General features: G+C 60.8%; 23 protein-coding genes. 12 read left to right on the plus strand and 11 right to left on the minus strand.

Annotated features, from left to right (window positions below):
* Nucleotides 1–4 precede the first annotated feature (4 nt).
* The 3 genes from CR254_RS13815 to CR254_RS13825 are packed head-to-tail and all read right to left on the minus strand — an operon-like array spanning nucleotide 5 to nucleotide 2,559.
* Nucleotides 5–451, minus strand: coding sequence for a cupin domain-containing protein (locus tag CR254_RS13815; protein ID WP_097930976.1), 447 nt, complete (start codon nucleotides 449–451; stop codon nucleotides 5–7).
* 24 nt (nucleotides 452–475) lie between these two features.
* Nucleotides 476–1,387: a dihydrodipicolinate synthase family protein gene (locus CR254_RS13820; protein WP_097930978.1), complete on the minus strand. Its 912-nt coding sequence runs from the start codon at nucleotides 1,385–1,387 to the stop codon at nucleotides 476–478.
* A 20-nt stretch (nucleotides 1,388–1,407) separates the two neighbouring features.
* Nucleotides 1,408–2,559 carry a zinc-dependent alcohol dehydrogenase gene (locus tag CR254_RS13825; RefSeq protein ID WP_097930980.1) on the minus strand — a complete coding sequence of 384 codons (1,152 nt, stop codon included), beginning with the start codon at nucleotides 2,557–2,559 and terminating at the stop codon, nucleotides 1,408–1,410.
* 236 nt (nucleotides 2,560–2,795) lie between these two features.
* On the opposite strand from CR254_RS13825, the gene CR254_RS13830 reads away from it, so the two are divergent.
* The 3 genes from CR254_RS13830 to CR254_RS13840 all read left to right on the plus strand — a co-directional run bounded on the left by CR254_RS13830 (nucleotide 2,796) and on the right by CR254_RS13840 (nucleotide 5,722).
* Entirely contained in the window at nucleotides 2,796–3,434 is a 639-nt protein-coding gene (locus CR254_RS13830; RefSeq protein WP_097930982.1) for a glutathione S-transferase family protein, read from the plus strand.
* A 174-nt stretch (nucleotides 3,435–3,608) separates the two neighbouring features.
* On the plus strand, nucleotides 3,609–4,718 hold the full coding sequence (locus CR254_RS13835; protein WP_097930984.1) for an LLM class flavin-dependent oxidoreductase: 1,110 nt from the start codon (nucleotides 3,609–3,611) through the stop codon (nucleotides 4,716–4,718).
* Between the two features lie 68 nt (nucleotides 4,719–4,786).
* The gene (locus CR254_RS13840; RefSeq protein WP_097930986.1) at nucleotides 4,787–5,722 is read left to right on the plus strand and encodes a p-hydroxyphenylacetate 3-hydroxylase reductase component; all 936 of its coding nucleotides are present in this window, start codon (nucleotides 4,787–4,789) and stop codon (nucleotides 5,720–5,722) included.
* Nucleotides 5,723–5,778: 56 nt separating this feature from the next.
* On the opposite strand, the gene CR254_RS13845 is transcribed toward CR254_RS13840, so the two are convergent.
* On the minus strand, nucleotides 5,779–6,561 hold the full coding sequence (locus CR254_RS13845; protein ID WP_097930987.1) for a beta-keto acid cleavage family enzyme: 783 nt from the start codon (nucleotides 6,559–6,561) through the stop codon (nucleotides 5,779–5,781).
* 142 nt (nucleotides 6,562–6,703) lie between these two features.
* Between CR254_RS13845 and CR254_RS13850 the strand changes: the two genes are divergently transcribed.
* A complete protein-coding gene (locus tag CR254_RS13850; RefSeq protein ID WP_097930989.1) occupies nucleotides 6,704–7,621 on the plus strand; it encodes a LysR family transcriptional regulator in 918 nt (305 codons plus the stop codon).
* Nucleotides 7,622–7,726: 105 nt separating this feature from the next.
* Nucleotides 7,727–8,509, plus strand: coding sequence for an alpha/beta fold hydrolase (locus CR254_RS13855; RefSeq protein WP_097930990.1), 783 nt, complete (start codon nucleotides 7,727–7,729; stop codon nucleotides 8,507–8,509).
* 3 nt (nucleotides 8,510–8,512) lie between these two features.
* On the opposite strand, the gene CR254_RS13860 is transcribed toward CR254_RS13855, so the two are convergent.
* Together CR254_RS13860 and CR254_RS13865 are read right to left on the minus strand one after the other, a co-directional pair.
* Entirely contained in the window at nucleotides 8,513–9,745 is a 1,233-nt protein-coding gene (locus CR254_RS13860; protein WP_097930992.1) for a PfkB family carbohydrate kinase, read from the minus strand.
* Complete coding sequence (locus CR254_RS13865) at nucleotides 9,742–10,596, minus strand: amidohydrolase family protein (RefSeq protein ID WP_097930994.1); 855 nt, start codon at nucleotides 10,594–10,596, stop codon at nucleotides 9,742–9,744. The genes CR254_RS13860 and CR254_RS13865 overlap by 4 nt, the downstream gene beginning before the upstream one ends.
* 93 nt (nucleotides 10,597–10,689) lie before the next feature.
* On the opposite strand from CR254_RS13865, the gene CR254_RS13870 reads away from it, so the two are divergent.
* Together CR254_RS13870 and CR254_RS13875 are read left to right on the plus strand one after the other, a co-directional pair.
* Nucleotides 10,690–11,796: a mannitol dehydrogenase family protein gene (locus CR254_RS13870; protein ID WP_097930996.1), complete on the plus strand. Its 1,107-nt coding sequence runs from the start codon at nucleotides 10,690–10,692 to the stop codon at nucleotides 11,794–11,796.
* The gene (locus CR254_RS13875; RefSeq protein ID WP_097930998.1) at nucleotides 11,796–12,773 is read left to right on the plus strand and encodes an aldo/keto reductase; all 978 of its coding nucleotides are present in this window, start codon (nucleotides 11,796–11,798) and stop codon (nucleotides 12,771–12,773) included. The genes CR254_RS13870 and CR254_RS13875 overlap by 1 nt, the downstream gene beginning before the upstream one ends.
* On the opposite strand, the gene CR254_RS13880 is transcribed toward CR254_RS13875, so the two are convergent.
* Nucleotides 12,770–13,675 (minus strand): GntR family transcriptional regulator, encoded by a 906-nt coding sequence (locus CR254_RS13880; protein ID WP_097931000.1) that lies wholly within the window; start codon nucleotides 13,673–13,675, stop codon nucleotides 12,770–12,772. The genes CR254_RS13875 and CR254_RS13880 overlap by 4 nt on opposite strands.
* Before the next feature lie 181 nt (nucleotides 13,676–13,856).
* On the opposite strand from CR254_RS13880, the gene CR254_RS13885 reads away from it, so the two are divergent.
* From CR254_RS13885 to CR254_RS13905, 5 genes are read left to right on the plus strand one after another with little or no spacing between them, the layout of a single operon-like run.
* The gene (locus tag CR254_RS13885; RefSeq protein ID WP_097931002.1) at nucleotides 13,857–14,870 is read left to right on the plus strand and encodes an ABC transporter permease; all 1,014 of its coding nucleotides are present in this window, start codon (nucleotides 13,857–13,859) and stop codon (nucleotides 14,868–14,870) included.
* 32 nt (nucleotides 14,871–14,902) lie between these two features.
* Nucleotides 14,903–15,844 carry an ABC transporter substrate-binding protein gene (locus CR254_RS13890; RefSeq protein ID WP_097931003.1) on the plus strand — a complete coding sequence of 314 codons (942 nt, stop codon included), beginning with the start codon at nucleotides 14,903–14,905 and terminating at the stop codon, nucleotides 15,842–15,844.
* 60 nt (nucleotides 15,845–15,904) lie between these two features.
* Nucleotides 15,905–16,690 carry an ATP-binding cassette domain-containing protein gene (locus CR254_RS13895; RefSeq protein WP_097931005.1) on the plus strand — a complete coding sequence of 262 codons (786 nt, stop codon included), beginning with the start codon at nucleotides 15,905–15,907 and terminating at the stop codon, nucleotides 16,688–16,690.
* Nucleotides 16,687–17,703 (plus strand): zinc-binding alcohol dehydrogenase family protein, encoded by a 1,017-nt coding sequence (locus CR254_RS13900; protein ID WP_097931007.1) that lies wholly within the window; start codon nucleotides 16,687–16,689, stop codon nucleotides 17,701–17,703. The genes CR254_RS13895 and CR254_RS13900 overlap by 4 nt, the downstream gene beginning before the upstream one ends.
* Nucleotides 17,704–17,706: 3 nt before the next feature.
* Nucleotides 17,707–19,203: a UxaA family hydrolase gene (locus tag CR254_RS13905; protein ID WP_097931009.1), complete on the plus strand. Its 1,497-nt coding sequence runs from the start codon at nucleotides 17,707–17,709 to the stop codon at nucleotides 19,201–19,203.
* Between the two features lie 19 nt (nucleotides 19,204–19,222).
* Here the strand turns inward: CR254_RS13905 and CR254_RS13910 are convergent, their stop codons facing one another.
* The 4 genes from CR254_RS13910 to CR254_RS13925 form a co-directional block, all read right to left on the minus strand.
* On the minus strand, nucleotides 19,223–20,428 hold the full coding sequence (locus CR254_RS13910) for an acyl-CoA dehydrogenase (RefSeq protein ID WP_097931011.1): 1,206 nt from the start codon (nucleotides 20,426–20,428) through the stop codon (nucleotides 19,223–19,225).
* Nucleotides 20,429–20,443: 15 nt separating this feature from the next.
* Nucleotides 20,444–21,607 carry an amidase family protein gene (locus CR254_RS13915; RefSeq protein ID WP_097931013.1) on the minus strand — a complete coding sequence of 388 codons (1,164 nt, stop codon included), beginning with the start codon at nucleotides 21,605–21,607 and terminating at the stop codon, nucleotides 20,444–20,446.
* Nucleotides 21,607–22,416 carry an SDR family NAD(P)-dependent oxidoreductase gene (locus CR254_RS13920; RefSeq protein ID WP_097931015.1) on the minus strand — a complete coding sequence of 270 codons (810 nt, stop codon included), beginning with the start codon at nucleotides 22,414–22,416 and terminating at the stop codon, nucleotides 21,607–21,609. The genes CR254_RS13915 and CR254_RS13920 overlap by 1 nt, the downstream gene beginning before the upstream one ends.
* A 61-nt stretch (nucleotides 22,417–22,477) precedes the next feature.
* Nucleotides 22,478–23,980: an AMP-binding protein gene (locus CR254_RS13925; protein WP_180956009.1), complete on the minus strand. Its 1,503-nt coding sequence runs from the start codon at nucleotides 23,978–23,980 to the stop codon at nucleotides 22,478–22,480.
* Nucleotide 23,981: the final 1 nt, after the last annotated feature.

The raw sequence follows: 23,981 nt of genomic DNA on the forward strand, positions 1-23,981 counted from the left end.
GCGTTTATACCGACAGGCGAATGCTGTCGGGCACCGGCAGCGGCGCATTCGGCCCGTCGATGAATTCGACAGTGGCAAAGATCAGCTCCGTCTCGCCGATATTCTCCACCGAATGCACCATCTGATCGCCTGCACCATAGTCGAAATGCTTCGTTTCACCCTGATAATGCACGACATCGCGGATTTCACCGGATGAGAAATAGCCCCGCGCCGGCCCCCCGACCAGCGCGGTCCAGAAATAGCGGTTCACATGGCGATGAAACCGGCACCTCTTGCCCGGGGCGATGCGCAAATGCCAGATGCGCATCGTCTCCGTTTCCGATACCAATTGCGACCCGACGCAACCATTGTTCAGGTCGCCCAGCATCTCCGCATGCAGGCCCTCGGGCCAGTGGGCAAAGGCGGCGGGGTCGTCGTTAATCTCCACATGATCTGGTCCGTGCTGTGCCATCGGTTTTCCTATCTTTTGCGGGGGTTACAGTAGGGATTGTGCGGTCAGATCGGCGCGCAAGGCGGCAACCTGCTCGTCGGAAAGCGGGCGCAAGGGCGGGGCCATTTGCAGCCAGCTCTCATCGCCGCTGCGCAGATATTCCGCCGTTTTCATCGCCGCCATCAGCGGATATTTTCCGGCCATGGCACGCGCATCCGAAACCACCTTCATCGCCGCGTCACGATCTGCACCCTCCGCCGCATTGCGCGCGGTTTGCACCAGATTTGCCGTCACATTGGTCGAGCCGGAGATAATCCCCGCCGATCCAATCGACAGACCATCCCACAGAAACGCCTCGGAAGACGGATAAACGTCGAAATCAGCCTCAACCCCGCCTGTCACCTCGATAAAGGCACGGGATTGCGCAAAATCGCCGCTGCTATCCTTTAGGCCCGCAATGATCGGACCGAATGCTGCGCGCAACCGCAGAACCAGATCGGTGGATAGCGGCGCCTGCGACATTTGCGGGAAGTGGTACAGGTAGATCCGCAGATCATCACTGCCAATTTTCTCAACCAAATTAGCGTAATAGGCGAACAGCCCGTCATCCGGGGCGTTCTTGTAGTAATAGGGCGGCAGGACCAGCACGTTGACGAAACCGGCATCCACCGCCGCCCGTGTCAGCGCCACACAATCGCCCGCCGATGGCGCGCCGGTGCCGAAGATCACGCGATCCCGCTCCACCCCCGCCTTGGCAAAAACCTCGGGCAGGGTCAGACGATCAGCCATCGCGATCGAGGTCCCCTCGCCCGTTGTGCCGGTCGGGGCCACGCCGTCGCAGCCGCCATCTGTTAGCAAATGTTGGCAATACTCCAACAGCTTGGCATGGTCCAAGGACCCGTCCTGCTGAAAGGGTGAAACGGCTGCTGCGTAAATTCCGCGTCGTGCTTTGGTCATGTGATTATCCCCTGAAACCGTTATTTTTTCGCGCCATTTGGCGCATCTGGCCGTGTCGAGACGACAACCTTGATCGCGTCATCGATCCGCTCCTTGGCGTATTTCAGCGCCGTGGGCAGCTCCTCCAACGCGAAGGTATGGGTGTGGACAAGGCTGGCATCGAATCGCTTTTCCGCCATGAACGCCATCGCCCGATGGGTGGCCGAACGCCCCTCGCCCCGAATGCCGTAAAGGTAGATATTGTTCACCGCCAACGCGCCCAGATCGAACGAAACCGCCGATTTCGGAAAGGCCGCGAGGCAGATTCGCCCGCCGCGATTGGTCATATGCACCGATTGATTCACCGTGGTTTCGGTGCCGGCGCAGTCCACAACGTAATCCGCGCCCTTGCCGGTCAGCTCTTTTACCCGCGCAACGACGTCCTCCTCGCGCGCGTTGATGACGTAATCCGCGCCCAATTGACGGCCAATCTCGTTGCGGCTTTCGCGGGTTCCGACCAGAATAACCGGCGACGCGCCGAGCGCCTTCGCAACTGCAACAGCCAGTAAACCGATGGGTCCGGGGCCGATCACGACCACGCTTTCCCCCGCGACCAGACCGCCCAATTCCGTCAGCCCGTACATCGAGGTTCCGGCCGTAACGACCAGCGTCGCCTCCTCATCAGACATGTGGTCGGGCACGCGGATCAGGGTGTTGACGTTGTTCACCGCATATTCGGCAAAGCCGCCATTGGTGGTGAAACCGTTGGCGCGGTGGCCCTTATCCTTGTCGCCGTAGTTCAATCCGTAATTGTGGCACGACGTGTACATGCCCATGCGACAGCGTTTGCACTGCCCGCATCCGGCGTGGATTTCGACGGTCACACGGTCGCCGATCTCGAACTCGTCAACGCCCGGCCCAAGGGCCGCAACGGTGCCCATATATTCGTGGCCGGGGGTAAAATTCTTGTTAAAGGGCGGGCCGCCCTCGATCAGCGCGGGGGTGCCATAGGACAGGATCTCCAGATCCGTCGCACAGATCGCCACCGCGTCGATGCGCACCAGAACCTCTGCCTTACCCGGTACGGGAACCGGCTTTTCCTTGAGCGTTAATTCCTGCGGATCGCCCAGAACCCATGCCCGCATCGTATCGGGCGGGGTCATGTTTTTATCCGCGGTTGCCGTATCTGCCATCGTTCCACCCTGTCACTATTGGTTGACCAATTGTCTTGAATCACAGTCTGCATATTGCGTAGCGCGCTATAAATGCTGTGGCAACATAAATTATTGGCCGTATTTACAGGGCGCTTCTGGTTTCACTCGCACTTATTGGTCAACCAATACCCACCCCCTCACGCCGATTTTCCTTCCCTCATGCGCGCAAAGCCAATAGCAATGAACCAACCGAAACCAACGCAACAGGACCGACGATGATTGATCTGTATACGTGGACCACGCCGAACGGCCGCAAGGTCTCCATCCTGCTCGAAGAACTGGGCGTGCCCTACACGGCCAAGGCAATCGACATCACCAAGGACGAGCAATTCGCCCCCGACTTTCTGAAAATCGCGCCCAATAATCGCATCCCCGCCATTGTCGATCACGACACCGGTATGCACCTGATGGAAACCGGCGCGATCATGATGTATCTCGCCAAAAAATATGATCGCTTTCAGGTAGACGGCGACGAATATTGGCGCATGGTTGAATGGCTGATGTGGCAAATGGGCGGCATGGGTCCGATGCTGGGACAGGTCCACCACTTCGTTAAATATAACGCGGGCAAATCCGAATATGCCGAGCAGCGCTACTCCAAGGAGGCCCGCCGCCTGTACAAGGTTCTGAACACCCGCCTACAGGATCGCGAGTTCATCGTGGGTGAGGGGACCGGCACCTATACCATCGCGGATATGGCGATCTGGCCATGGGTGTCGCGCCATGATTGGCAACAGATCGATCTGGCCGAGTTCCCCAATGTGCGCACATGGTACAACACCATCGCCCAACGTCCCGCAGTGCAGCGTGGCTATCACGTTCCGAAATATGTGACGGATATTCCAACCGCTTGATTTAAAGTTCGCATTCCCTGCGGGGGTCTGAATTCGGGGCGCGGCGATTGCTGCGCCCCTTTGCGTTTTTGGCCGCCGGATGGCTATCAGAAAACCGGATAGAAAGCATAACAAACTATCAATTTCCACACGGGACAGACTGCTGCAATCTGCCCCGCAACCGAGGAGATTGTAATGAAGCTGTCCTTTTTCACGATGCCGATTCACCCGCTGGGAAAACCCTTTTCCAAGAGCCTAGCCGAGGATCGCGAAGCGTTCATTCTGGCGGATAAGCTGGGCTTCGCCGAGGCATATTGCGGCGAACACACGACCGACCAGGCAGAGATCATCACCTCGACCGTCGCGTTTCTGGCCAGCCTGGCATACGAGACGAAAAACATCCGTCTGGGCACCGGCACGGTCAACCTGCCCAATTCCCACCCTGCCCGCGTCGCGGCAGAGGTTGCGATGCTGGATCACATGCTGGAGGGACGCCTGAATTTCGGTATCTCCCCCGGCGGCCTGATGTCCGATGCCGAGGTATTCGGCACGATGGACAAGGACCGCAACGCCATGTTCATCGAATGCATCAACATGGTTCTGGCCATTTGGGCGGGTGAGGCCCCCTATAACCTCAAGGGTGACTTCTTCGAGGTGTCCACCGAACGCACCATGATGCGCGAAATCGGTCAGGGCGACATTATGAAGCCCTATCAGGACCCCCACCCCCCGATCATCGGCACCGTGGTTGCGCCATTCTCCAAGGGCGTCACCGCCATGGCCGCCCGTGGCTGGCAGCCGATTTCCGCGAACTTCCTGCTGCCCAAATGGGCCGCGACCCACTGGCCAAACTACGCCGAGGGCTGCGCACAGGCGGGCAATGTCGCCTCCTACGAGGATTGGCGCGTCGCGAAAAACATCTGCGTGGCCAAGGACGAAAAGACCGCCCGCGCCTATGCCCGCGATCCGGGCAGCCCCTATGTTCTGTATTACAGCCAGTTGTTGACCAAGCTGCGCGCAGGCGGGCGTCTGAACCTGTTCAAAGAGGATCAGAACATGTCCGACGATGATGTGACGCTGGATTACGTCATGGACCGTCTGGTGATCCACGGCGATCCTGAATCCGTGGCGGATCAGGTGCTGGCCCTGCGCGAACAAACCGGCCCGTTCCAGCACCTCGTCTATGCCGGTCATGACTGGGCCGATTACGATCTGGGCCGCGACGGAATGATCCTGATGGCCGAGAAGGTCATGCCGATCCTGAATGAGGCGACCAAGAACGAACCCGCCTATTCCCCGACCTGAATATCCCGCGCCACGGTGCACCGCGCATCGTGGCCCACATCCCCCCTTGCACAGATCAGGAGTCTACTATGACATCCCCAGTTCGTGACGCCGATATTGACCCAAAGGCCTTTCGCCGCGCGCTGGGTAATTTTGCCACTGGCGTAACCATCATCACCGCGCAGGGCGCGGATGGAGAGAAGGTCGGCGTCACCGCCAGCAGCTTCAATTCCCTGTCCATGGACCCGCCGCTGATCCTGTGGAGCAGCATGAAAACCGCGCGCAGCTGCGAGATTTTCGAATCCGCCACGCATTTCGCGGTAAACATTCTGGCCTCGGACCAGATGGACATGTCCAACCACTTTGCCCGTCAGCAGATGGATAAATTTGCGGGGGTCGAGTGGGAGGCCGGCATCGGCGGCGCGCCCCTGTTCCCCAACTGCGCGGGCCGGTTCCAGTGCGAGGCTTACGACAGGCTGGATGGCGGTGATCACTGGATCTATGTCGGACGGGTTGTGGCCTTTGACGATCTTGGCCGCTCGCCGCTCTGCTTCCATCAGGGGTCGTATTCCATGGTGTTCAACCATCCGGGAGCGCCCAAAAAGCCCGCCCCCGAAATGGCGAAATCCCCCCATGCGGACCGGATGGGCAACCACAAATTCTTTCTGATGATCCGCGCGATTCAGGGTTATCAGGATCGCTATCAGCCCAAGTTGCACGCGCTGGACATCAACTTGATCGAGGCACGCGCCCTGCTGGTGATGAACACCACCGTGGGACTGGATGCGGACCAGATGCTGGTGCAACTCAACGCCCCGATGGTCGAGGTGAACGAGGCGCTGCTAAATCTGGAAAACTGCGGCATGATCGCGCAAAGCGGTAACGGCTATATCCTGACCGAAACCGGCGCACAAAAGGCAGATCAGTGTTGGGAACTGGCCGAGGCCCACGCAGATGAATCCTTCAGCCAATTCAGTGACGAGCAGTTGGAAACCTTCACCACCATCCTGCGCCACCTGATCTAGAACCCGAATACGAAAAAGCCCCGCCAGATGATGGCGGGGCTTTTTTTATGCGCGTTTTATGCGCGGGTGGCCTGCCGGATGGCGGCGTCTACTTCCCGCACGCGCATGGCATTATCGGTGGCCAGACTGCCATCCTTGTTCCACAGCGAGTTTTCAAACCCGACCCGCGCCTTGCCCCCTGCCCGTGCGGCATCGGCCAGCGCGTCGGTTTCCTCGACCCCGAACGAACACAGCATCCAGTCAAATGTCGCGCCGCCCTGCGTGCTCATCTCCTCCAGATACTCGGCCAAGGCCGTCTTACCGGTGGAGCCATTGGCATAGGTTCCCTGCACCAGCTGGATCAGGTGGTGATCCCCCGGAATCCGCCCCGCATCAACGCTGTCGCAAAAGCTGCGGACCTCCTGCGGGGAATACAGGATGTGCTGCACGTCCACATCATTGCCCCGCGCCCATTCGTAAAACCCCTGCGCCTCGACCCAATCCGCCGGTTCACGCACCATTTCACGCATCGCAACGGACACATTGGCGGGCTTCAATTCCCGCATCATGGCGCGCTGTTCAGCGGCGGAATAACGGTCGGCGGATTCGGACGTGACTTGCAGGTACATATCCGGCACCGCCTCACGCAGTTGGCACAGAATGGCGCGGTAATGGCCCGCATCAATCTGGTGGCTGCCGTCCTCATCACGGATGTGAACATGGGCACCATCGGCCCCCGCGGCGGCACAGCGAACGGTGATTTCTACGATCTCATCATCGGTTATCGGCAGCATTGCATGGTCCGATTTGCTGCGCCGCGCCCCGTTGGGGGCGACCATCAGGCGGGGTAGCGGTGTCATATACAGCTCCGATCTATCTGAAAACGTTCATAGAAACGCTGCCTGTGCAGCGCATAAAACCGGAAATATTTATTTCGCAGAATGGGGTTCAAATCAATTAATATAAAAGCATACTGTCCAAAAGAAATCCTGATAGGTCGCCATGAAACTGCAACAGCTCCGCTACTTCGTCGCCGTGTACGAGGAAGGCTCGTTTTCCGCCGCCGCCACACGGGTTGGCGCCACGCAATCGGGGCTGTCCATGCATGTCAGCCAGATGGAAAAACGCTATGACGTGCAGCTTTTCATCCGCAGCTCATCCGGCGTCACCCCGACAGAAACCGGAAACTCGCTGTATAAGGAGGCGGTGAAGGTTCTGGCCGTTGTCCGCAACGCCGAGGAAAAGCTGCGCTATCTGTCCAAGGCGGTTGTCGGCCATATCAGCATCGGCCTGATGCCCACCTTTACCCGATCCGTGCTGACAAATGTGCTGCTGCGCTTCTCGCAGGAATATAGCGAGGTGCGCGTCACCATTTCCGAGGCCTATTCAGGCGAGCTGGCCGATGTTGTCTCCGCCGGAAAGCTGGATTTCGCGGTGGTGCCCAGCCTGATCCAGAACAACTTCCTGCTGGGCACGCCGATGGGCCGCGATCAGGAATGCTTTGTCTGCGCGGCGGGCACGCATCTGTCGATGACCGACACGGTCAGCCTGAAGGACTTGCCCCCCCAGCGCATCGTTGTCCCCAGTTGGACCAATACGCGCCGCGCGCGGATCGAGAGCTATCTGGCCGAAAACGGCATCGAAGTGCGCGAGATTCTGGAGATCGACACCATGTATGGCACGCTGGATCTGGTGGCGCGGTCGGACTGGGTTTCGATCCTGCCGGGCATTTTGTGCGTGACCGATCTGGACGGCACCAAACGGCGCGTGCTGCCGCTGGCCGATCCGCCGCTTTACGTGGATTATCTGCGGATCGAGCCACGCTCGAAACCGCTATCGCGCGCCGCGCAGGCCTTTGCCGATATCCTGCAAGAGGAGCTGAATTCGACACTGGAAATCCCCCTGCATTCGGCGCAATAGGGCAATCAGAAAACCTGATAGCATTCAGCGCGTATTATCATTTCTACGGACCCCCTGATCGGGCCTAAGGTCGGATCAAACAGGTTTAGATGAAAGAGACGCCCGATGACCAACCAACCGCTCCACTCCGAAATCAGCGGGCCACAGGGCGCGCCGGTTATCCTGCTTCTCAACAGCTTTGGCGCGACGGGCGAAATGTGGAAACCGCAGCTGGAATTGCTACAGGCCCATTACCGCACGATCACCTTTGATGCGCGGGGCCATGGTCGCAGCCCGACACCCCCCGCGCCCTATTCCTTTGCCGATCTGGTGGCGGATGCGATTGGCGTGCTGGACCATCACGGCGTGGAAAAGGCGCATGTGATGGGGCTGTCCATGGGCGGGATGACGGCGCTGGGAATGGGCATTCATGCCCCTGATCGGGTCGAGAAAATCATCTGCTGCGCCGCCCGCGCCGACGCCCCGCCGCCCTTTGTCCAAAACTGGGTGGACCGTCTGGCCGTGCTGGAATCCGACGGGGTTGAGGGGGTCTGGAACGGCACCGTTGATAAATGGCTCAGCGATGATACGCGCAGCACCCATCCCGACCGTGAGCAGGCCCTGCGCGACGGTTTCCTCAGCACCTCGGATGAGGGCTATCGCGGCGGCGCGGCCGCGCTCAAGGGGTTGGACTACCTCAAGGATCTGGACAAAATCACCTGCCCGACCCTGTTTATCGCGGGCGAAAACGACGTTGCCGCCGCGCCCGACACGATGCGCGCCATGGCGGCCGCCTGCCCCGGATCAGAGTTCACACAGGTCGCAGGCGCACGCCACGTCCTGAACTTCGACCGGCCCGACGGATTCTACCTGTCCATCGCGTCGTTCCTGAAACTGGACGTCGAATAAGCGTTAGTCGAGGTGGAAGACCTCCTCCATCTCGGCCCACCACTCGCCTGATTTTCGGGTCTCGAACGGGTCCTGCATCGGGCCGCACAGCGCCCACCACTCCTGCGTGGTGGGGTCCGCTGCGATGGCCGCATCATCCGCCGCGAAATCGGTGCCACGATATTCGAAATAGCCGAACATCAGATGCTCCGGCTGTTTCAGATAGATCGAGTAATTGGTGATGTTGGACGCGCGCAACCGCGCCAGCACCCCCGACCACACATCGGCATGCAGGCGTTTATATTCGTCCAGATGCTCGGGCTTCAGCCGAATGACCGATCCCATGCGCCGCACTGCAGGGGCCAAATCGATGATCGCGCCGCGCTGGCCGACCACCTGTAGTGCCAGATTATGGGCCAGTTGCAGGGCGCTTTCCTGCGGCTCGCCCCGCGCGATGGCGGCCAGATAGGCGCCGTTGAAACTGTCGCCCGCGCCGGTTGTGTCCACCACCTTTTCCGCCTGCAAATAGGGACCAGCCTGCGGGCCGCTCAACGCAATCGGCCCATCCGCGCCGCATTTCACGGCTCCACTGTGCGCGCCGCCGTCAACCAAGCGAGCGGCGATGGCCTGCGGATCGGCCTGACCAAACAGCACCTGCTCATCCTCGTGCGAGGGCAGCGCGATGTCGGTGATCTGCCAGAAACGGGCAATCTCGCGCCGCGCAACCCCAGCGCTGTCCCACAGATTGGGCCGGTAGTTGGAATCAAAGGCAACGCGCATCCCCGCCGCCCGCCGTGCCTGCAAGGCCAGCCACAAACGATCACGGGCGGGCTGGGTCAGAATGGCAATGGAAATACCCGACAGATAGGCCAGATCGCAGCCCTCAATCGCGGCTAGATGCGAGGCGTTATCCTCGGCAAACATCTGACGCGCGGCGGATTGGTCGCGCCAATAGTGAAAGCTGCGCTCACCCGCCGCATCGTTCTGAATCGCATAAATCCCGATTTGCCGCGCGGGATCGCGGGTGACGTGATCGGTACGAACTCCCTCACGCGCCAGCAAATCCACGGCCCCCTGTGACAGCGTATCCTGCCCGACGGCGCTGACATAATGCACCGCGATGTCATGCCCCTGCGCCAGGCGCGCACAATAGATCGCGGTGTTCAACGTATCGCCGCCAAAGCCAACGCCCAGGCCGGAATTGCCCTGCGAAATCTCGGCCAAGGGCTCACCAATGCACGCAATCTGAACGGTCATTGTGCAACCTCCAACCCGTAAAACCCTATCGCCGTCTGTCCGTAAATCGCCTCCCGCTGCGCCGCTGTAAGCTCCGCAAACAGGGCCTCGGATACGGCCCGCCATTCAGCATAGGACCCGACCAGATCCAGCACCGGCCAATCGCTGCCCCACATGACACGCTCCGCACCAAATGCGCCGACAACGTGGTCCACAACCCCTTGCAAGCCCGCCGCGGACCAGTTCGACCCCGCCTCGTTCGCCAGGCCCGAAACCTTGCACCACAGGTTCGGCAATCCGGCCAGTCGCGCCATGCCTGCCCGCCACGCATCGCCCGCATCAGCCCCGTCCGCGATCACCGGCTTGGCACAATGATCCACCACGATGGGCAGCTCCGGCACTTGCGCAGCAACCTGCGCGATCACGTCCAGATGACGCGGCTGGATCAGGGCATCCAACCGCAACCCGCGCGCGGCCAAGGCGTGCAAATTCTCCATCACCTGCGGCTGCAAAATCCAGTCCGTCGCCTCAGTATCCTGCAACATCGGACGCACGCCCTTGAACCACGGCGATTGCGCCAAGCGGTCCAGCGTGGCGGGCGCATCGGGGTCGGTCAGGTCAACCCAGCCGACAACACCCATGATAAAGCCGTTCTCCTCGGCCAGCCCCAGCATAAACTCCGTCTCCGCCACCGTCGCGGCCGCCTGTACCAGAACCGTGCCGCTGACATGGTGATGGGCCAGCATCGGGGCCAAATCCGCAGGCAGAATATCGTGGCGGATCGGGTCAACGCTATCATCCATCCAGTCATAATCCCCGCGCGCGATCTGCCAGAAATGCTGATGCGCGTCGATTTGCACGGGATGGGTCATGGCGCGGTCCTTTGATTGTTTGCTTGACGCATTTGGTGTTTTGTATAATTAAAAACATATCGAGTAAAGTGCTCCCGCCCGAAAGGACACGACATGACCAGCCCCATCCTGCAATTCGGAACCAGCCGCTTTTTGCAGGCCCATGCCGACCTGTTTCTATCGCAAGCCATGGCGCAGGGGCAGGATGTCGGGCCGATCACCGTGGTGCAAAGCAGCGGCGATGCCACCCGCGCCACGCGGCTGTCAGGACTGGTCGGCGCCTATCCCGTGCGGGTGGAGGGGGTGCAGAACGGCACCGAAATCCGCCAGACGATCACCGTCACCAGCATCGCGCGCACCCTGTCCACGGCGCTGAACTGGGCCGACGTGGTGCAGACCTTTACCAATGATACCAAAATCGTGCTGTCCAATACAGGCGATAGCGGCTTTACCCCGCAACCCGCTGATAGTGCGGACAGTTTCGATCAATCCATGTCCTATCCGGCCAAGCTGACCCTGCTGCTGCGCGCCCGTCTGGCGGCGGGGGGTGCGCCGATTCAGATCATGCCGATGGAGCTGATCGTGGATAATGGCGCGGTCCTGAAACGCCGCGTGCTGGAACTGGCGCAGGGCGACGCCGCGCTGATCCGCTATATCGAGCAGGACGTGATCTGGGTGAACTCACTGGTGGATCGCATCGTGTCGCAACCGCTGGAGCCCGCCGGAGCGGTGGCCGAGCCCTATGCGCTGTGGGCGATCGAGGATCAGCCCCGCCTGACCCTGCCCTGCGTGCACCCCGCGGTGCAGGTGGTGAAATCCCTCGCGCAGATCGAGGCGCTAAAGCTGTTTGTCCTGAACCTCGGCCATACCTATCTGGCGGATAACTGGCTGGCGCAGCAGGGACCAGACAGCATTCTGGTGCGCGACCTGATGGCCGATCCCGATACCGTCGCCGCCCTGCGCACCATGCTGCAAACCGAGGTCCGCCCCGCCTTTGCCGCCGCGGGTCTGGCCACGGAATTCGACGCCTATGTTCCCACCACGCTGGACCGCTTTGCTAATCCGTTTCTGGACCACCGGATTGCGGATATCGCGCAAAACCACCAACAGAAAATCACCCGCCGCATCGCGGCCATGTGCGATTGGGCGGCGGAACAGGGCGATACCAGCCCCAAGCCGACCCTGTCGGCCATCATTGCACGCAACAAGGATTTGACCTGATGAACATTCCAACCAAGCGCGTCGGCAAAACCGATCTGCACGTGACGCATCTGTCGCTGGGCGGCTCGAATATCGGGAACATGGCGCGGCAGGTCACAGATGCCGAGGTTAACGCCGTGATGGATCACGCATGGGCCGCCGGTATTCGCTATTTCGACACGGCCCCGCATTACGGGCGCGGGCTGTCGGAACAACGGATGGGCGCGTATTTTCAGGGCAAGCCCCGCGACCAATACGTCCTGTCCACCAAAGTGGGCCGCGTCCTGTCCCCCGGTACGCAAGTGGCCGAGGCGGACGGCTTCATCTACCCCCTGCCCAACGATGTGCGCTACGACTATTCCGCCGATGGCATCCGCGAGAGTTTCGAGAGCAGTTGCGAACGTCTGGGCACCTCGCATGTCGAGATCGTCTTTGCCCATGATATCGGCGTTTATACCCATGGTGAGCAGGCCAATGCGGGCCATATGGACGCTTTCCTCGGCTCCGGCATCGGCGCGCTGCACGACCTGAAACAATCGGGCCGGATCAAGGCATTCGGGCTGGGCGTGAACGAAAGTCAGGTCTGCATCGACGTGATGAAACACACCCCGCTGGACGTGATCCTGCTGGCCGGTCGCCTGACCCTGCTGGACCGTCAGGCCGAGGAAGGTCTGCTGGACCTATGCGCAGAACAGGGCACATCGCTGGTGCTGGGCGGCATCCTGAATTCGGGCATTCTGGCCACCGGCGCGGTCGAGGGCGCAACCTTTGACTACGCCCCTGCCCCGCAAGACATCATGGATCAGGTCGCCGCACTGGATGCAAAAGCGCAGGCGCTGGACATGACACTGGCACAGGCCGCGATGCAATTCGCGATGCACCATCCGGCGGCGTGCTCCGTCCTGATGGGCACGGGGCGCGTGCGGTCGCTGCAACGCAATCTGGACGCGCTGAACATTCCGCTATCCGATGCCGCGCTGGAATTCGTAACCACCTAACCGGTATGGCTGTTCACCCTCAGCGAGTTCAGCAATGTCTGCTTTGAGGTCATCAAATGGGCCCGCGCTGCATCCACGGCGCGGGTCATATCGCCACTGCGCAGGCCGTCCAGATAGGCCAGATGCTCGTGGATCGCGGCCTCGTTCCGTGTGCGCTCATCCGATTTGTTCCACTGGAAATGATAGTGGAACACCAGCGAGATGATGTTCTGGAATTCCTTGACGAAGCGGTTGGTGACAACCCCGTTGATCGCGGCGTGGAATGCCTCGTCCAATACAGAAAAGTCGTGATAATCGGTGTCGATCCGCTGCAACAACTCGCGGTGATCGGCCTCCAGCTTGTCCAGCTTGGCCCAGATCGGGTGCTGCGGCGGCAGCTCAACCAGATGCCGGACCGAATTCAGCTCCAGCACGGTGCGGAAATCCGACAGCTCCACCGCGTAATCGGGGGTAAAGCCGTTCAGCTCCCACCCGCCACGGGGCCTGCGCGCCACGATGCTGAACCGGCTGAGCGAGGAGAAAAACTCCTGCAAGGTATGGGTCGCGACGCTGAACTCCTTGGCCAGTTGCGCCACGTTCAGCACGGTGCCCGGCGGCACATCCATGCGCAAAACCCAGTCGAGGAACTTGCCCTCCAGCTCCTCGATCGTCAGCAGAACCGGCGGACCCTGCATTTGATCGGCGGGCGTCGGCAGGCGCTGGATCAGTTTCTCACGCCCAGTGCCGGAGATGATTCCCTCGTCAAACAAACGGGCCAGCACGCCGCGCACCACGGTGCGGCTGACATCGAATTGCGCGGCCAATGCGTTTTCCGACGGCATCGCACCGCCAATTCCTGTTTCTTCGCAAAGGGTTAGAATCTCGTTAAACGCTTCGACAAAGCGCGTATTTGTGCGGGCCATGATCTGCGATGCCTTTGCTAGCGCCTGATTTTCAGATGTTTTTTAGGATATGTACAAAAAAATTAAAACCATTTGACGTGCAAATTCGCACGCCGTAATGTTTATTATAATAAAAGACACACCGATCAGCAACTGATCGAACGACAAAACGATCACCCGCTGATCGCTCGGGAGAGGCCCCATGCCGGATACGACAAAAAAACAAAAACTTCGGTTTTTGCCGACAGGATCGGCCCTGCACCGGCTGTCCGCACTGCTGACATTGCTGCTGCTGATCGGCGTGTTCGCCTTTACCAGCCCTGCATTCCTGTCGGTCAATAACGGGCTGACGGTGCTGTTGCAAACCTCGGTTATCGGGCTGCTGGCGATTGGCATGACGATGGTCATCATCACCGGCGGCATTGACCTTAGTGTGGGGTCGGTGCTGGCGCTGTCCGGCGTGATTGCGGGCCTGTTGATCAAGGCGGGCCTGCCCGTCGCGCCCGCCATGGTGATGGGCGTTGTCACGGGCGGCGTTTGCGGCCTGATGAACGGGCTGATTATCACGAAAATGCGGATCACGCCCTTTGTGGCAACGCTGGGCATGATGATGATTGCACGCGGCATTGCCCTGCAACTGACCGGCGCGGCCCCGATCAGCCGTCTGGGCGAGGCATTTGGCTGGCTGGGCAATGGCGCGCTGTTTCGTCTGGTGGAAATGCAGGATAACGGCTTTCCGCGCGTGATTTTCCCCGGCATTCCCTACCCTGCGATCCTGCTGGTGATTATGGCGATCCTTGGCGCCTATCTTTTGCAGCGACGTCAAATCGGGCGGCACATCTTCTCCGTTGGCTCCAACGAGGAAGCCGCCCGCCTGTCCGGCGTGAATGTCGATCGCACCAATATCTGGGCCTATACTGCCTCCGGCGCGCTGGCCGGTCTGGCAGGCATGGTCCTGATGTCGCGCCTTGTTACGGTTCAGCCGAACGAGGGCGTGATGTACGAGCTGGACGCGATTGCGGCCTCGGTTATTGGCGGGGCATCCCTGATGGGCGGCGTCGGCAGTATCTCGGGCAGCATGATCGGCGCGTTCATCATTGGCGTGTTGCGCAACGGCCTGAACATGGCCGGAACCTCCGCCTTTATCCAACAAATAATAATCGGAATCGTCGTTATAGGCGCCGTCTATATCGATCAAATCCGGAACAGAAAATAACCAACGACCATCTTCAAACGGGAGGAAACACCATGAAGAAATCAACGATAACAGCCCTGACAACAGGCATCCTCGTCGCAACTGCTTCCATCGCTACAGCGGGTGAGATTGCGGTCATCGTGAAAACCACGAACTCCAATTTCTGGCAGAACGTAAACAAGGGCGCCTCCGCCGCGATCGAGGGCCACGCAGAGCACACGATGACCTTTAACGGCCCCGCATCGGAATCCGCCATCGCGGATCAGGTCGCACTGGTTGAAAACGCCATCAACCGCGGCGTTGCAGGCATCGTTCTGGCCCCGTCCGACCCCGAGGCACTGGCCCCCGTTGTGCGCCGCGCATTCGAGTCCGGCATCCCCGTCGCGATCATCGACAGCGGTCTGGCCGAGGGCAGCGAGCAATATTACCAGACCTTCCTGTCCACCGATAACTGCGCAGCGGGCGAACAAGCCGCCGCCCTGATGATCGAGGATGCAGGCAGCGAAGGCAAAGTCGCCGTGATGTCCTATGTCGCAGGCGTCGGGTCCGAGCTGGGCCGCGTGGGCTGCTTTGTCGATTATATCGGCGAAAACTCCGACATCGAAATCGTTGGCCCGTTCTACTCGCAATCGCAAATGGCGACGGCGCTGAACCAGACCACCGATATTCTGGCCGCAAATAGCGACCTGATCGGCATTTTCGGCGCGAATGAACCCACAGCAATCGGCATGGGCCGCGCGATCGAGCAGGCAGGCAAGGCTGGCCAGCTGACCGCCATCGGCTTCGACGGCAATGCTGATTTGCAGGACATGGTGACCAGCGGCACATTGCTGGCCACGGCTGTTCAGGGCTCGTTCCAGATGGGTGAGCTGGGCGTGAATGCGATTGCCGACATTCTGGCAGGCAACTCGGTCACAGACTTCATCGACACCGGTGTTGTGATGGTCACGCAAGAGAACATCGACACGCCGGTTGCGCAGAACGTTCTGTACTGATCCGGCCCTGGGCCAGCGCTCTCCCGCTGGCCCATCCAATCCCTGCAAAGAAAGTTTGTCATGTTGGACACCACTCACACGGGCGCGCCGCTGGTTCAGATGCGCGACATTCGCAAGCAATTCGGCGGCGTTCACGCGGTTCAGGGTGTTTCCGTTGATCTGTTCCCCGGCGAGGTGGTCGGCGTGCTGGGTCATAACGGCGCCGGTAAATCCTGCCTGATGCGGATGTTGTCCGGCGCGATGTCGCTGACCAGCGGCGATATCGTGGTCAATGGCACCAAGGTCGAGCTGAAAACCCCGCAGGACGCCCGTAAATACGGGATCGAGACGATCTACCAGACCCTCGCGCTGGCCGATCATCTGGACGCCGCCGCGAACCTGTTTCTGGGGCGCGAGCTGAAAACCCGCTTCGGCAATCTGGACGAAACCCGGATGCATAGCGAGGCCCGCGACGCGCTGGCCCAGCTCAACCCGAATTTCAAAAACCTCAAGGACCCCGTGGCCAGCCTGTCCGGCGGCCAGCGGCAGGTCATCGCCATCGCCCGCGCGATCTATTTTCAGGCCAAAGTGCTGATCATGGATGAACCGACAGCCGCCCTTGGCCCGTCGGAAACCGCGATGGTGGCGGACCTGACGGTCAAGCTAAAGCAGGAGGGCATCGGCATTTTCCTGATCAGCCACGACCTGCACGACGTGTTCGATTTATGTGACCGCGTGATGGTCATGAACAAGGGCTGCAATGTCGGCACCTTCAAGATCGAGGACGTGAACAAGGACGACATTCTAAGCCTGATTATCAAGGGCACCCTGCCCGATGATTGGGAACCACGGGGGCAGAATACATGAGTACCGCAACCATGCAGGCGGGCGTTGTCCGCGAACCGAACCAGTTCGCGATTGAGCAGCGCCCCGCCATTACCGACGTGCCGGATGGCTGGGTCCTGATCGACATTTGCTGCGTGGGCCTGTGCGGCACGGATTACCATATCCTTGAGGGCAAACACCCGTTTCTGGAATATCCACGCACCATCGGGCACGAGCTTAGCGGTCGCGTGGTCAGTGACGGCAATGGCTGGTCGGCGGGCGATCTGGTGGTGGTAAACCCCTATCTGTCCTGCGGAACCTGCCGCGCATGTCAACGGGGAAAGCCGAATTGTTGCTCGAATATCAATGTCTTGGGCGTACACCGCGATGGCGGGCTAACGGCGCAACTGGCCGTGCCTGCGGGCAATCTATACGCCGCTGACGGGTTGACCCCGCGACAGGCCGCAATGGTGGAGTTTCTGGCCATCGGCGCCCATGCGGTGCGCCGTTCGGGCGTCGCGCGCGGCGATACGGTGCTGGTGACCGGCGTTGGCCCCATCGGCATCGGCACGGCGCTGTTTGCACGGCTCTGCGGGGCAAATGTGGCGCTGCTCGACCTCAGCCCCGAACGGTTGCAGGGCGCGGCGGATAAATTCGGCTTCGACCAGTGCTTTACCAATATCGAGGACGCAATCGCCTCGACCAAGGGTGACGGGTTCGACGTGGTTTATGACGCCACCGGATACGGCGCCGCGATCGAGGCAGGCTTCGTCGCCGTCGCCCATGGCGGCACCTATACCTTGGTCAGCGTGGTCAAGGATGTGCTCAGCTTCAGCGACCCCGAATTCCACAAACGCGAAATGCGCCTGATCGGCAGCCGCAACGCGCTAAAGCAAGATTTCGACTGGGTCATGGCCGCCTTCCGCGACGGACAGATCGACGCCGACGCCCTGTGCTCGCGCGTGATTTCGCTGGAGGAGCTGGAGCAATGCTTCGGCGCGCTGGCGGCGGATCGGGCGGAGTTGATCAAGGTGATCGTACAGATTCAGGAATAGCCCATGTCCGCCAAAACCCTGCTGCTGCACCCGAATGATAATGTCGCAATCGCGCTTGGCCCGCTGACCGCCGGTCAGGACATCGCCCGCACAGACGTGCCTGCCTCGCATAAGGTCGCGGTGGCCGATATCGCACAGGGCGCGCATGTGCTGCGCTATGGCCAGATCATCGGTAAGGCAACGCAGCCCATCGAAACCGGCAGCCATGTCCACGATCACAACATGGATATGAGCGGCCACGACGTGGATTACGCCTTCTCCTCCGCCGTGCAGCCCCTGCCCGAGGTTGTGCAGGACCGCACCTTTGACGGCTATCACCGCGCCAACGGGCGGGTCGGCACGCGCAACTATATCGGGGTGCTGACCTCGGTGAACTGCTCCGGATCGGTGGCGCGGTTCATCGCCGAGGAGGCCACCAAATCCGGCCTGCTCGACGCCTATCCCAATGTCGATGGCATCGTGCCCATCGTGCACAGCACCGGCTGCGGCATGTCCAATCGCGGCGACGGCTACGACATCCTGCTGCGCACGCTGGCCGGTTACGCCGCGCATCCCAACTTTGGCGGCATCCTGCTGGTGGGTCTGGGTTGCGAGGTCTTGCAACTGGCCGATCTGGTCAAGGGCCAGCAGATCACCGCCGACGGCCCCCTGCGCTATATGACCATCCAGCAAAGCGGCGGCACGCGGCGCACCATTGATCGCGGGGTGGAACATCTGGCCTCACTGGCCGAATTCGCCAACCGCGCCAGTCGCCAACCGGCCCCGATTTCGGAGCTGGTGCTGGGCATGCAATGCGGCGGGTCCGACGGCTATTCCGGCTTTACGGCGAACCCCGCGCTTGGCGTCGCGTCGGATATGCTGGTGCAGCATGGCGCAACCTCGATCCTGTCCGAAACGTCCGAGATTTACGGGGCCGAGCACCTGCTGACCCGCCGCGCCGTCACCCCCGAAATCGGGCAAGCGCTGGTGGATAAACTGACGTGGTGGGAGGAATATTGCGCCCGCCACGGCTCGAAAATGGACAACAATCCCAGCCCGGGAAACAAGCGGGGCGGGCTGACCACTATCCTCGAAAAATCACTGGGCGCCGTATCCAAAAGCGGTCAGGCCCCCCTGTCCGGCATGTTCGAATATGGCGCACCGCTAACGGCCAAGGGCTTCGTGTTTATGGACAGCCCCGGCTATGACCCCTGCTCCGTCACGGGTCAGGTCGCGTCAGGGGCCACCCTTATCGCCTTTACCACGGGGCGCGGATCGGTGTCGGGCTATATGCCGACGCCCTGTATCAAGCTGGCCTCGAACTCCGATATGTACACACGGATGAGCGACGATATGGACGTAAATTGCGGCGATATCGTTGACGGCGTGTCACTGGCGGATAAGGGCGCGGAAATCTTCGAAACCCTGATAGCCGTGGCCAGCGGTCAGGCGTCGAAGAGCGAGGCGCAGGGCTTTGGCGGCGTTGAATTCGTACCATGGCAAATGGGCGCGGTGCTGTAACCGCGCCCCCAATTGCCGCTTAGAAAAACGCCTGTAGGCCAGTTTGCGCACGGCCCAAAATCAGCGCGTGAACATCATGGGTTCCCTCATAGGTGTTCACCGTTTCCAGATTGACCATGTGACGGATGACCTGAAACTCCTCGGAAATCCCGTTGCCACCATGCATGTCCCGCGCCATGCGGGCGATATCCAGCGCCTTGCCGCAATTGTTGCGTTTGATGAGCGAGATCATCTCCGGCGCGGCATCGCCCATATCGAACAGACGTCCCACTTGCAGCGCGGCATGCAGCCCCAGCGAGATTTCCGTCATCATATCGGCCAGCTTTTTCTGGAACAATTGCGTCTGGGCCAAGGGCTTGCCGAATTGCGTCCGGTCCAACCCGTATTGGCGCGAGGCCTGCCAGCAGAATTCAGCGGAGCCCATCACCCCCCACGCAATGCCGTAGCGGGCGCGGTTCAAACAGCCGAACGGGCCCTTCAACCCTTCGACATTGGGCAGCAGGGCGTCCTCACCCACCTCGACACCGTCCATGACAATCTCACCGGTGGTGGAGGCGCGCAGGCTCAGCTTGCCCTTGATCGCGGGGGCGGACAGACCCTGCATGCCCTTTTCCAGAACGAAGCCCTTGATCTTGCCACCATGGGCTTCGGATTTGGCCCAAACGACGAAGATATCGGCAAAGGGACTGTTCGAGATCCACATCTTCGTGCCGGTGATGCGATAGCCGCCGTCGATTTTCTCGGCGCGCGTGGCCATGGAACTGGGGTCGGAGCCGGAATTCGGCTCGGTCAAACCGAAACACCCGATCAACGAGCCATCGCACAGACCGGGCAGATATTTCTGCTTCTGCGCCTCGGTCCCGTACGCATAGATCGGGTACATCACCAGCGAGGATTGCACCGACATCATCGAGCGATAGCCGCTATCGACGCGCTCAATCTCACGCGCGACCAAGCCATAGGTGACATAGGACGCGCCCAGCCCGCCATATTCCTCGGGGATGGTCACACCTAACAGGCCCGCCTCGCCCATCAGGGGGAACAGTTCGGGGGCCGAAACCTCATCCCGATAGGCATCAATGACGCGCGGCTGCAATTCGGTCTGCGCAAACTGATGGGCCGCATCGCGCAACATACGCTCATCCTCGGACAGGCGTGTTTCCAAACGCAAGGCATCGGGCCAGTCGAATTTGGACAGTTCAGGGGCGATTGTGTCTTTGGGCATCAGGGCTTCCTTTAGCTATGTATTCTGTATCAACGGATGGGCGGCCAGCCCGCACAGCAGGTCCGCGCCATGGCTGCTCAGCGCGTGTTCGGACATGGCCAAACCGGTCAGTTGCAGCGAGACAGGACCAACCGGCGCGCAAATCGCCGCCCGCCCCGTCAGGTTCGCCAGACAGGTTTCCGCCGTCAGCGCCGACAGCACCGGCAGGTTGTCCAACCGCACCCGCCGCTGGCCGATTTTCGGCGGCAATACCGGCAAGGTCGGCGAAAGTAGCGCGTCAAATTCACCTGACAGCGCCTCGAATTGCGCGTTCAGCGCGTCAATCTGCGCGGTCGCAACCTGCCGCTGCGCATCCGTAATCTGCAACGCCGCACGCAAAGCACGGGCGGTGGCCGGGGCCAATTGGTCATGATCGGTGATCTCACGGTAAACGTCCTGCGCCTCGGTCAGGACCTGGATCGCGTGGCATTCGCCTAGCCTGGCACGCTCGGGCAGGGCCACACGGACCGCCTCAACCCCCAGATCGGGCAATGCGGCAATCGCGGCTGCAAAAACATGGCTGGTCACGCGGTCGCGCCGCCAACCGGCACCGTCCACATAGGCAATCCGCCGCGTCGGCACCCTGCGCAATGCAGGCGCGGGCAATAGCAGGCAAACCGCGCGGCTGATAATTTCGGGTTTCGCGGCGATAAAGCCAAAGGAATCCAGCCCCGCCGCCATGGGCCACATACCACTGGCGGAAACGGCCCCGTGGCGCAGCTTCATTCCCCACAGGCGCGTGCACGCCGCAGGAATCCGCACGCTGCCACCGGTATCGGTGCCCAGCCCCAGATCGACCCGTCCCGCGGCCACCATCGCGGCACTGCCGCCCGATGATCCACCAACGACCCGTTCGGGATAGCGCGGGTTCAAAACGCCCGCAGTCGTTACGCCAAACCCGCCCGCATCGGTTGCGGTCATGGCCGACAAACTGGCCCCCGCAGCCAGCAACGCGGCAACGGCCGGTGCGGTTGCGGCACCACGCCTGTCGCGAAACAGGGGATGACCGGCGCTGAACAACGCGCCGGCCACTTCGATATTATCTTTCACCGCCAGACGGATACCGTGCAACGGGCCAGAGCCACCGGCCCTGTGCAGCCGCTCCACGCAGCCATCCAAAGGTGCAAGATTTCTCAACATCAGTTATCGCGCGAACGGTCCATCAGGGTCTTTTCCTGACCACCATCAACCTCGATCATCGTGCCGTTGACGTAGTGCTGGTTGGGCGAGGCAAGGAACACGACCAGATCGGCAACTTCCGTAGGCTCGGCAATCCGGCCCAAGGGGATCGAGTCCGGTGCCAGCTTGTCTGCTTCCTCGTGGCTGATGTTCATGTCACGCGACATCGCATCAACCAGACCGGACCAACGCTCGGTCCGTACGGGGCCGGGGTTTACAGCGGCAAAGCTGATATTGTGCTTGCCGTACTGACCGGTCAGCGATTTCAGCAGGTTCTGGCCCGCAGCATTCGCCGCACCCGGTGCGATTTCCCAATAGGACGGCTTCACACCATCATTGCCGATCAGGTTCACAACACGGCCACCGCCCTGCGAAACCATGTGCGGCAGAACGTGACGCAGGCAACGGACATAGCCCATGAACTTCAACTGTAGCGCCTGTGCCCAGTCTTCCTCGGACAGGGTTTCGATCACGCCGCCCGGTGCGGAACCGGCATTGTTGACCATGATGTCGATATGGCCCAACTCGGCGATTGCCTTCTCGATAAAGGCCTTTGCATCGTCCGCGCTGGTCAGGTCAGCCGTGATGACAACAACCTTGCGGCCTGTTGCTTCGCGGATTTCCTTGGCAGTTTCCTCCAGCGGGCCGGCACGACGGGCGCAGATCGCGACATCAACGCCCTCTTTGGCCAGACCCATTGCGATTGCTTTGCCGATACCTTCGCTGCCGCCGGTAATTGCAGCAGTCTTTCCTGTCAGGTTCAGTTCCATGATTTTTCCCTCTTTCACTGTTGGATTTCGGATGGTGGTAGTTACGGATTGCGCGGTCGGCCTATTGCGACGGCACAAACAGGGCTGCGTGGGTGTCACGCAGTGTTGGTTTCATGATTTTGCTCATGGCATTGCGCGGGATGGTCTGGACCAGAATGCGCTTGGGCGTTTTGTAGGCCGCCAGCGTTTGGCGCAGCGTTTTGATGGCTGCGCGCTCATCCAATGTGGCGCCGACGACCAGCTCAACCGCCGCGACGACAGCCTCGCCAAAATCGGGATGGGGCACGCCGAACACCGCAGCCGCTGCAATTTCAGGCAAGGCCGTCAGCGCGTTTTCAACCTCCGCTGGATAGACATTCAGCCCGCCGGTGATGACCAGATCCTTGGACCGGCCAAGGATACGAACGCAGCCGGTATCGTCGATCTGCGCGATGTCACCGGTGCGAAACCAGCCATCGGCGGTCAGGGCATCCTGCGTTGCGGCCTGATTGTGCCAATACCCTGCGAAAACATGGGGACCGGTGGTTTCCAGCTCTCCGATACCCTGCGCCGCAGCGGTGCCATCCTCGGCCCGAACGCGGACGGAAACATCGGGCAATGGCCACCCGACCCAGCCCAAGCGGTCCGTGGCATCCGGCGGCACGGCAACAACAATCGCCGCCTCGGTGGAGCCATAACGCTCAAGCAACGGCACGCCCGTAACATCCAGAAACCGCTCGGCCAGCGCGATAGGCAGAGCCGAGGAACCGGAGATCGCAAACCGGAACCTATCCCCGATAGATTTCGCCAGATCCGCCTCGGCCAGCAAACGCGCGTAATGCGTTGGCACACCCATCATCAGCGTGGTCCGGGACAGCGCGGCCAGAACCGCCGGCGCCTCGAATTTCTCCAGCATCCGCAGCGCGCCGCCCGATGCCAACATCACGTTGATCGAGGTCAGCAACCCGTGGGCATGGTAAATCGGCAGCGCATGTAACAGCACATCATCGGGGCCTAGCTGCCAGATTTTCGCCAGCGATTGCGCGTTGCCGATCAGGTTGCCATGGGTGATCAACGCACCCTTGGGCTTACCCGTTGTGCCCGAAGTATAGAGCAACGCCGCGCCGTCATGCTGCGCCGGAACGCTGGCCGCTACAGGGGCCAACGCCGGATCGCATAGGTCCAGCAAACTGCCCGCACCCGCCGCAACCGTATGCACCATCGCGCCCTGCACCAGCGGGGCAAACCGGTCAGCCTCCGCCGGATCACAGATGACGAGGGCAGGCTGCGCATCGGCGAGCAAGCTGCCGATCTCCGCATCGGTATAGGCCTCGTTCAACGGATGCAGGATCGCGCCGGCATGCAGGATCGCATGGGCGATCAGAATGCCATCAACGGATTTCGCAACCTTCAGCGTCACCCGATCCCCGACCTGCACACCGCATTTGCGCAGAGCGGCGGAAAACATAGCGATGCGCACATGGGCATCCGCCGTGGTGATAATCGCGCCATCGGGCTGAATGAACAGCGCGCTTTGCGCTGTGCGGCCCTGATAAAGTGCGTCGATAACGTTTCGATATGTCACG

This window comes from Pontivivens marinum (assembly GCF_900231835.1).
GTDB classification, from domain to species: domain Bacteria; phylum Pseudomonadota; class Alphaproteobacteria; order Rhodobacterales; family Rhodobacteraceae; genus Pontivivens; species Pontivivens marinum.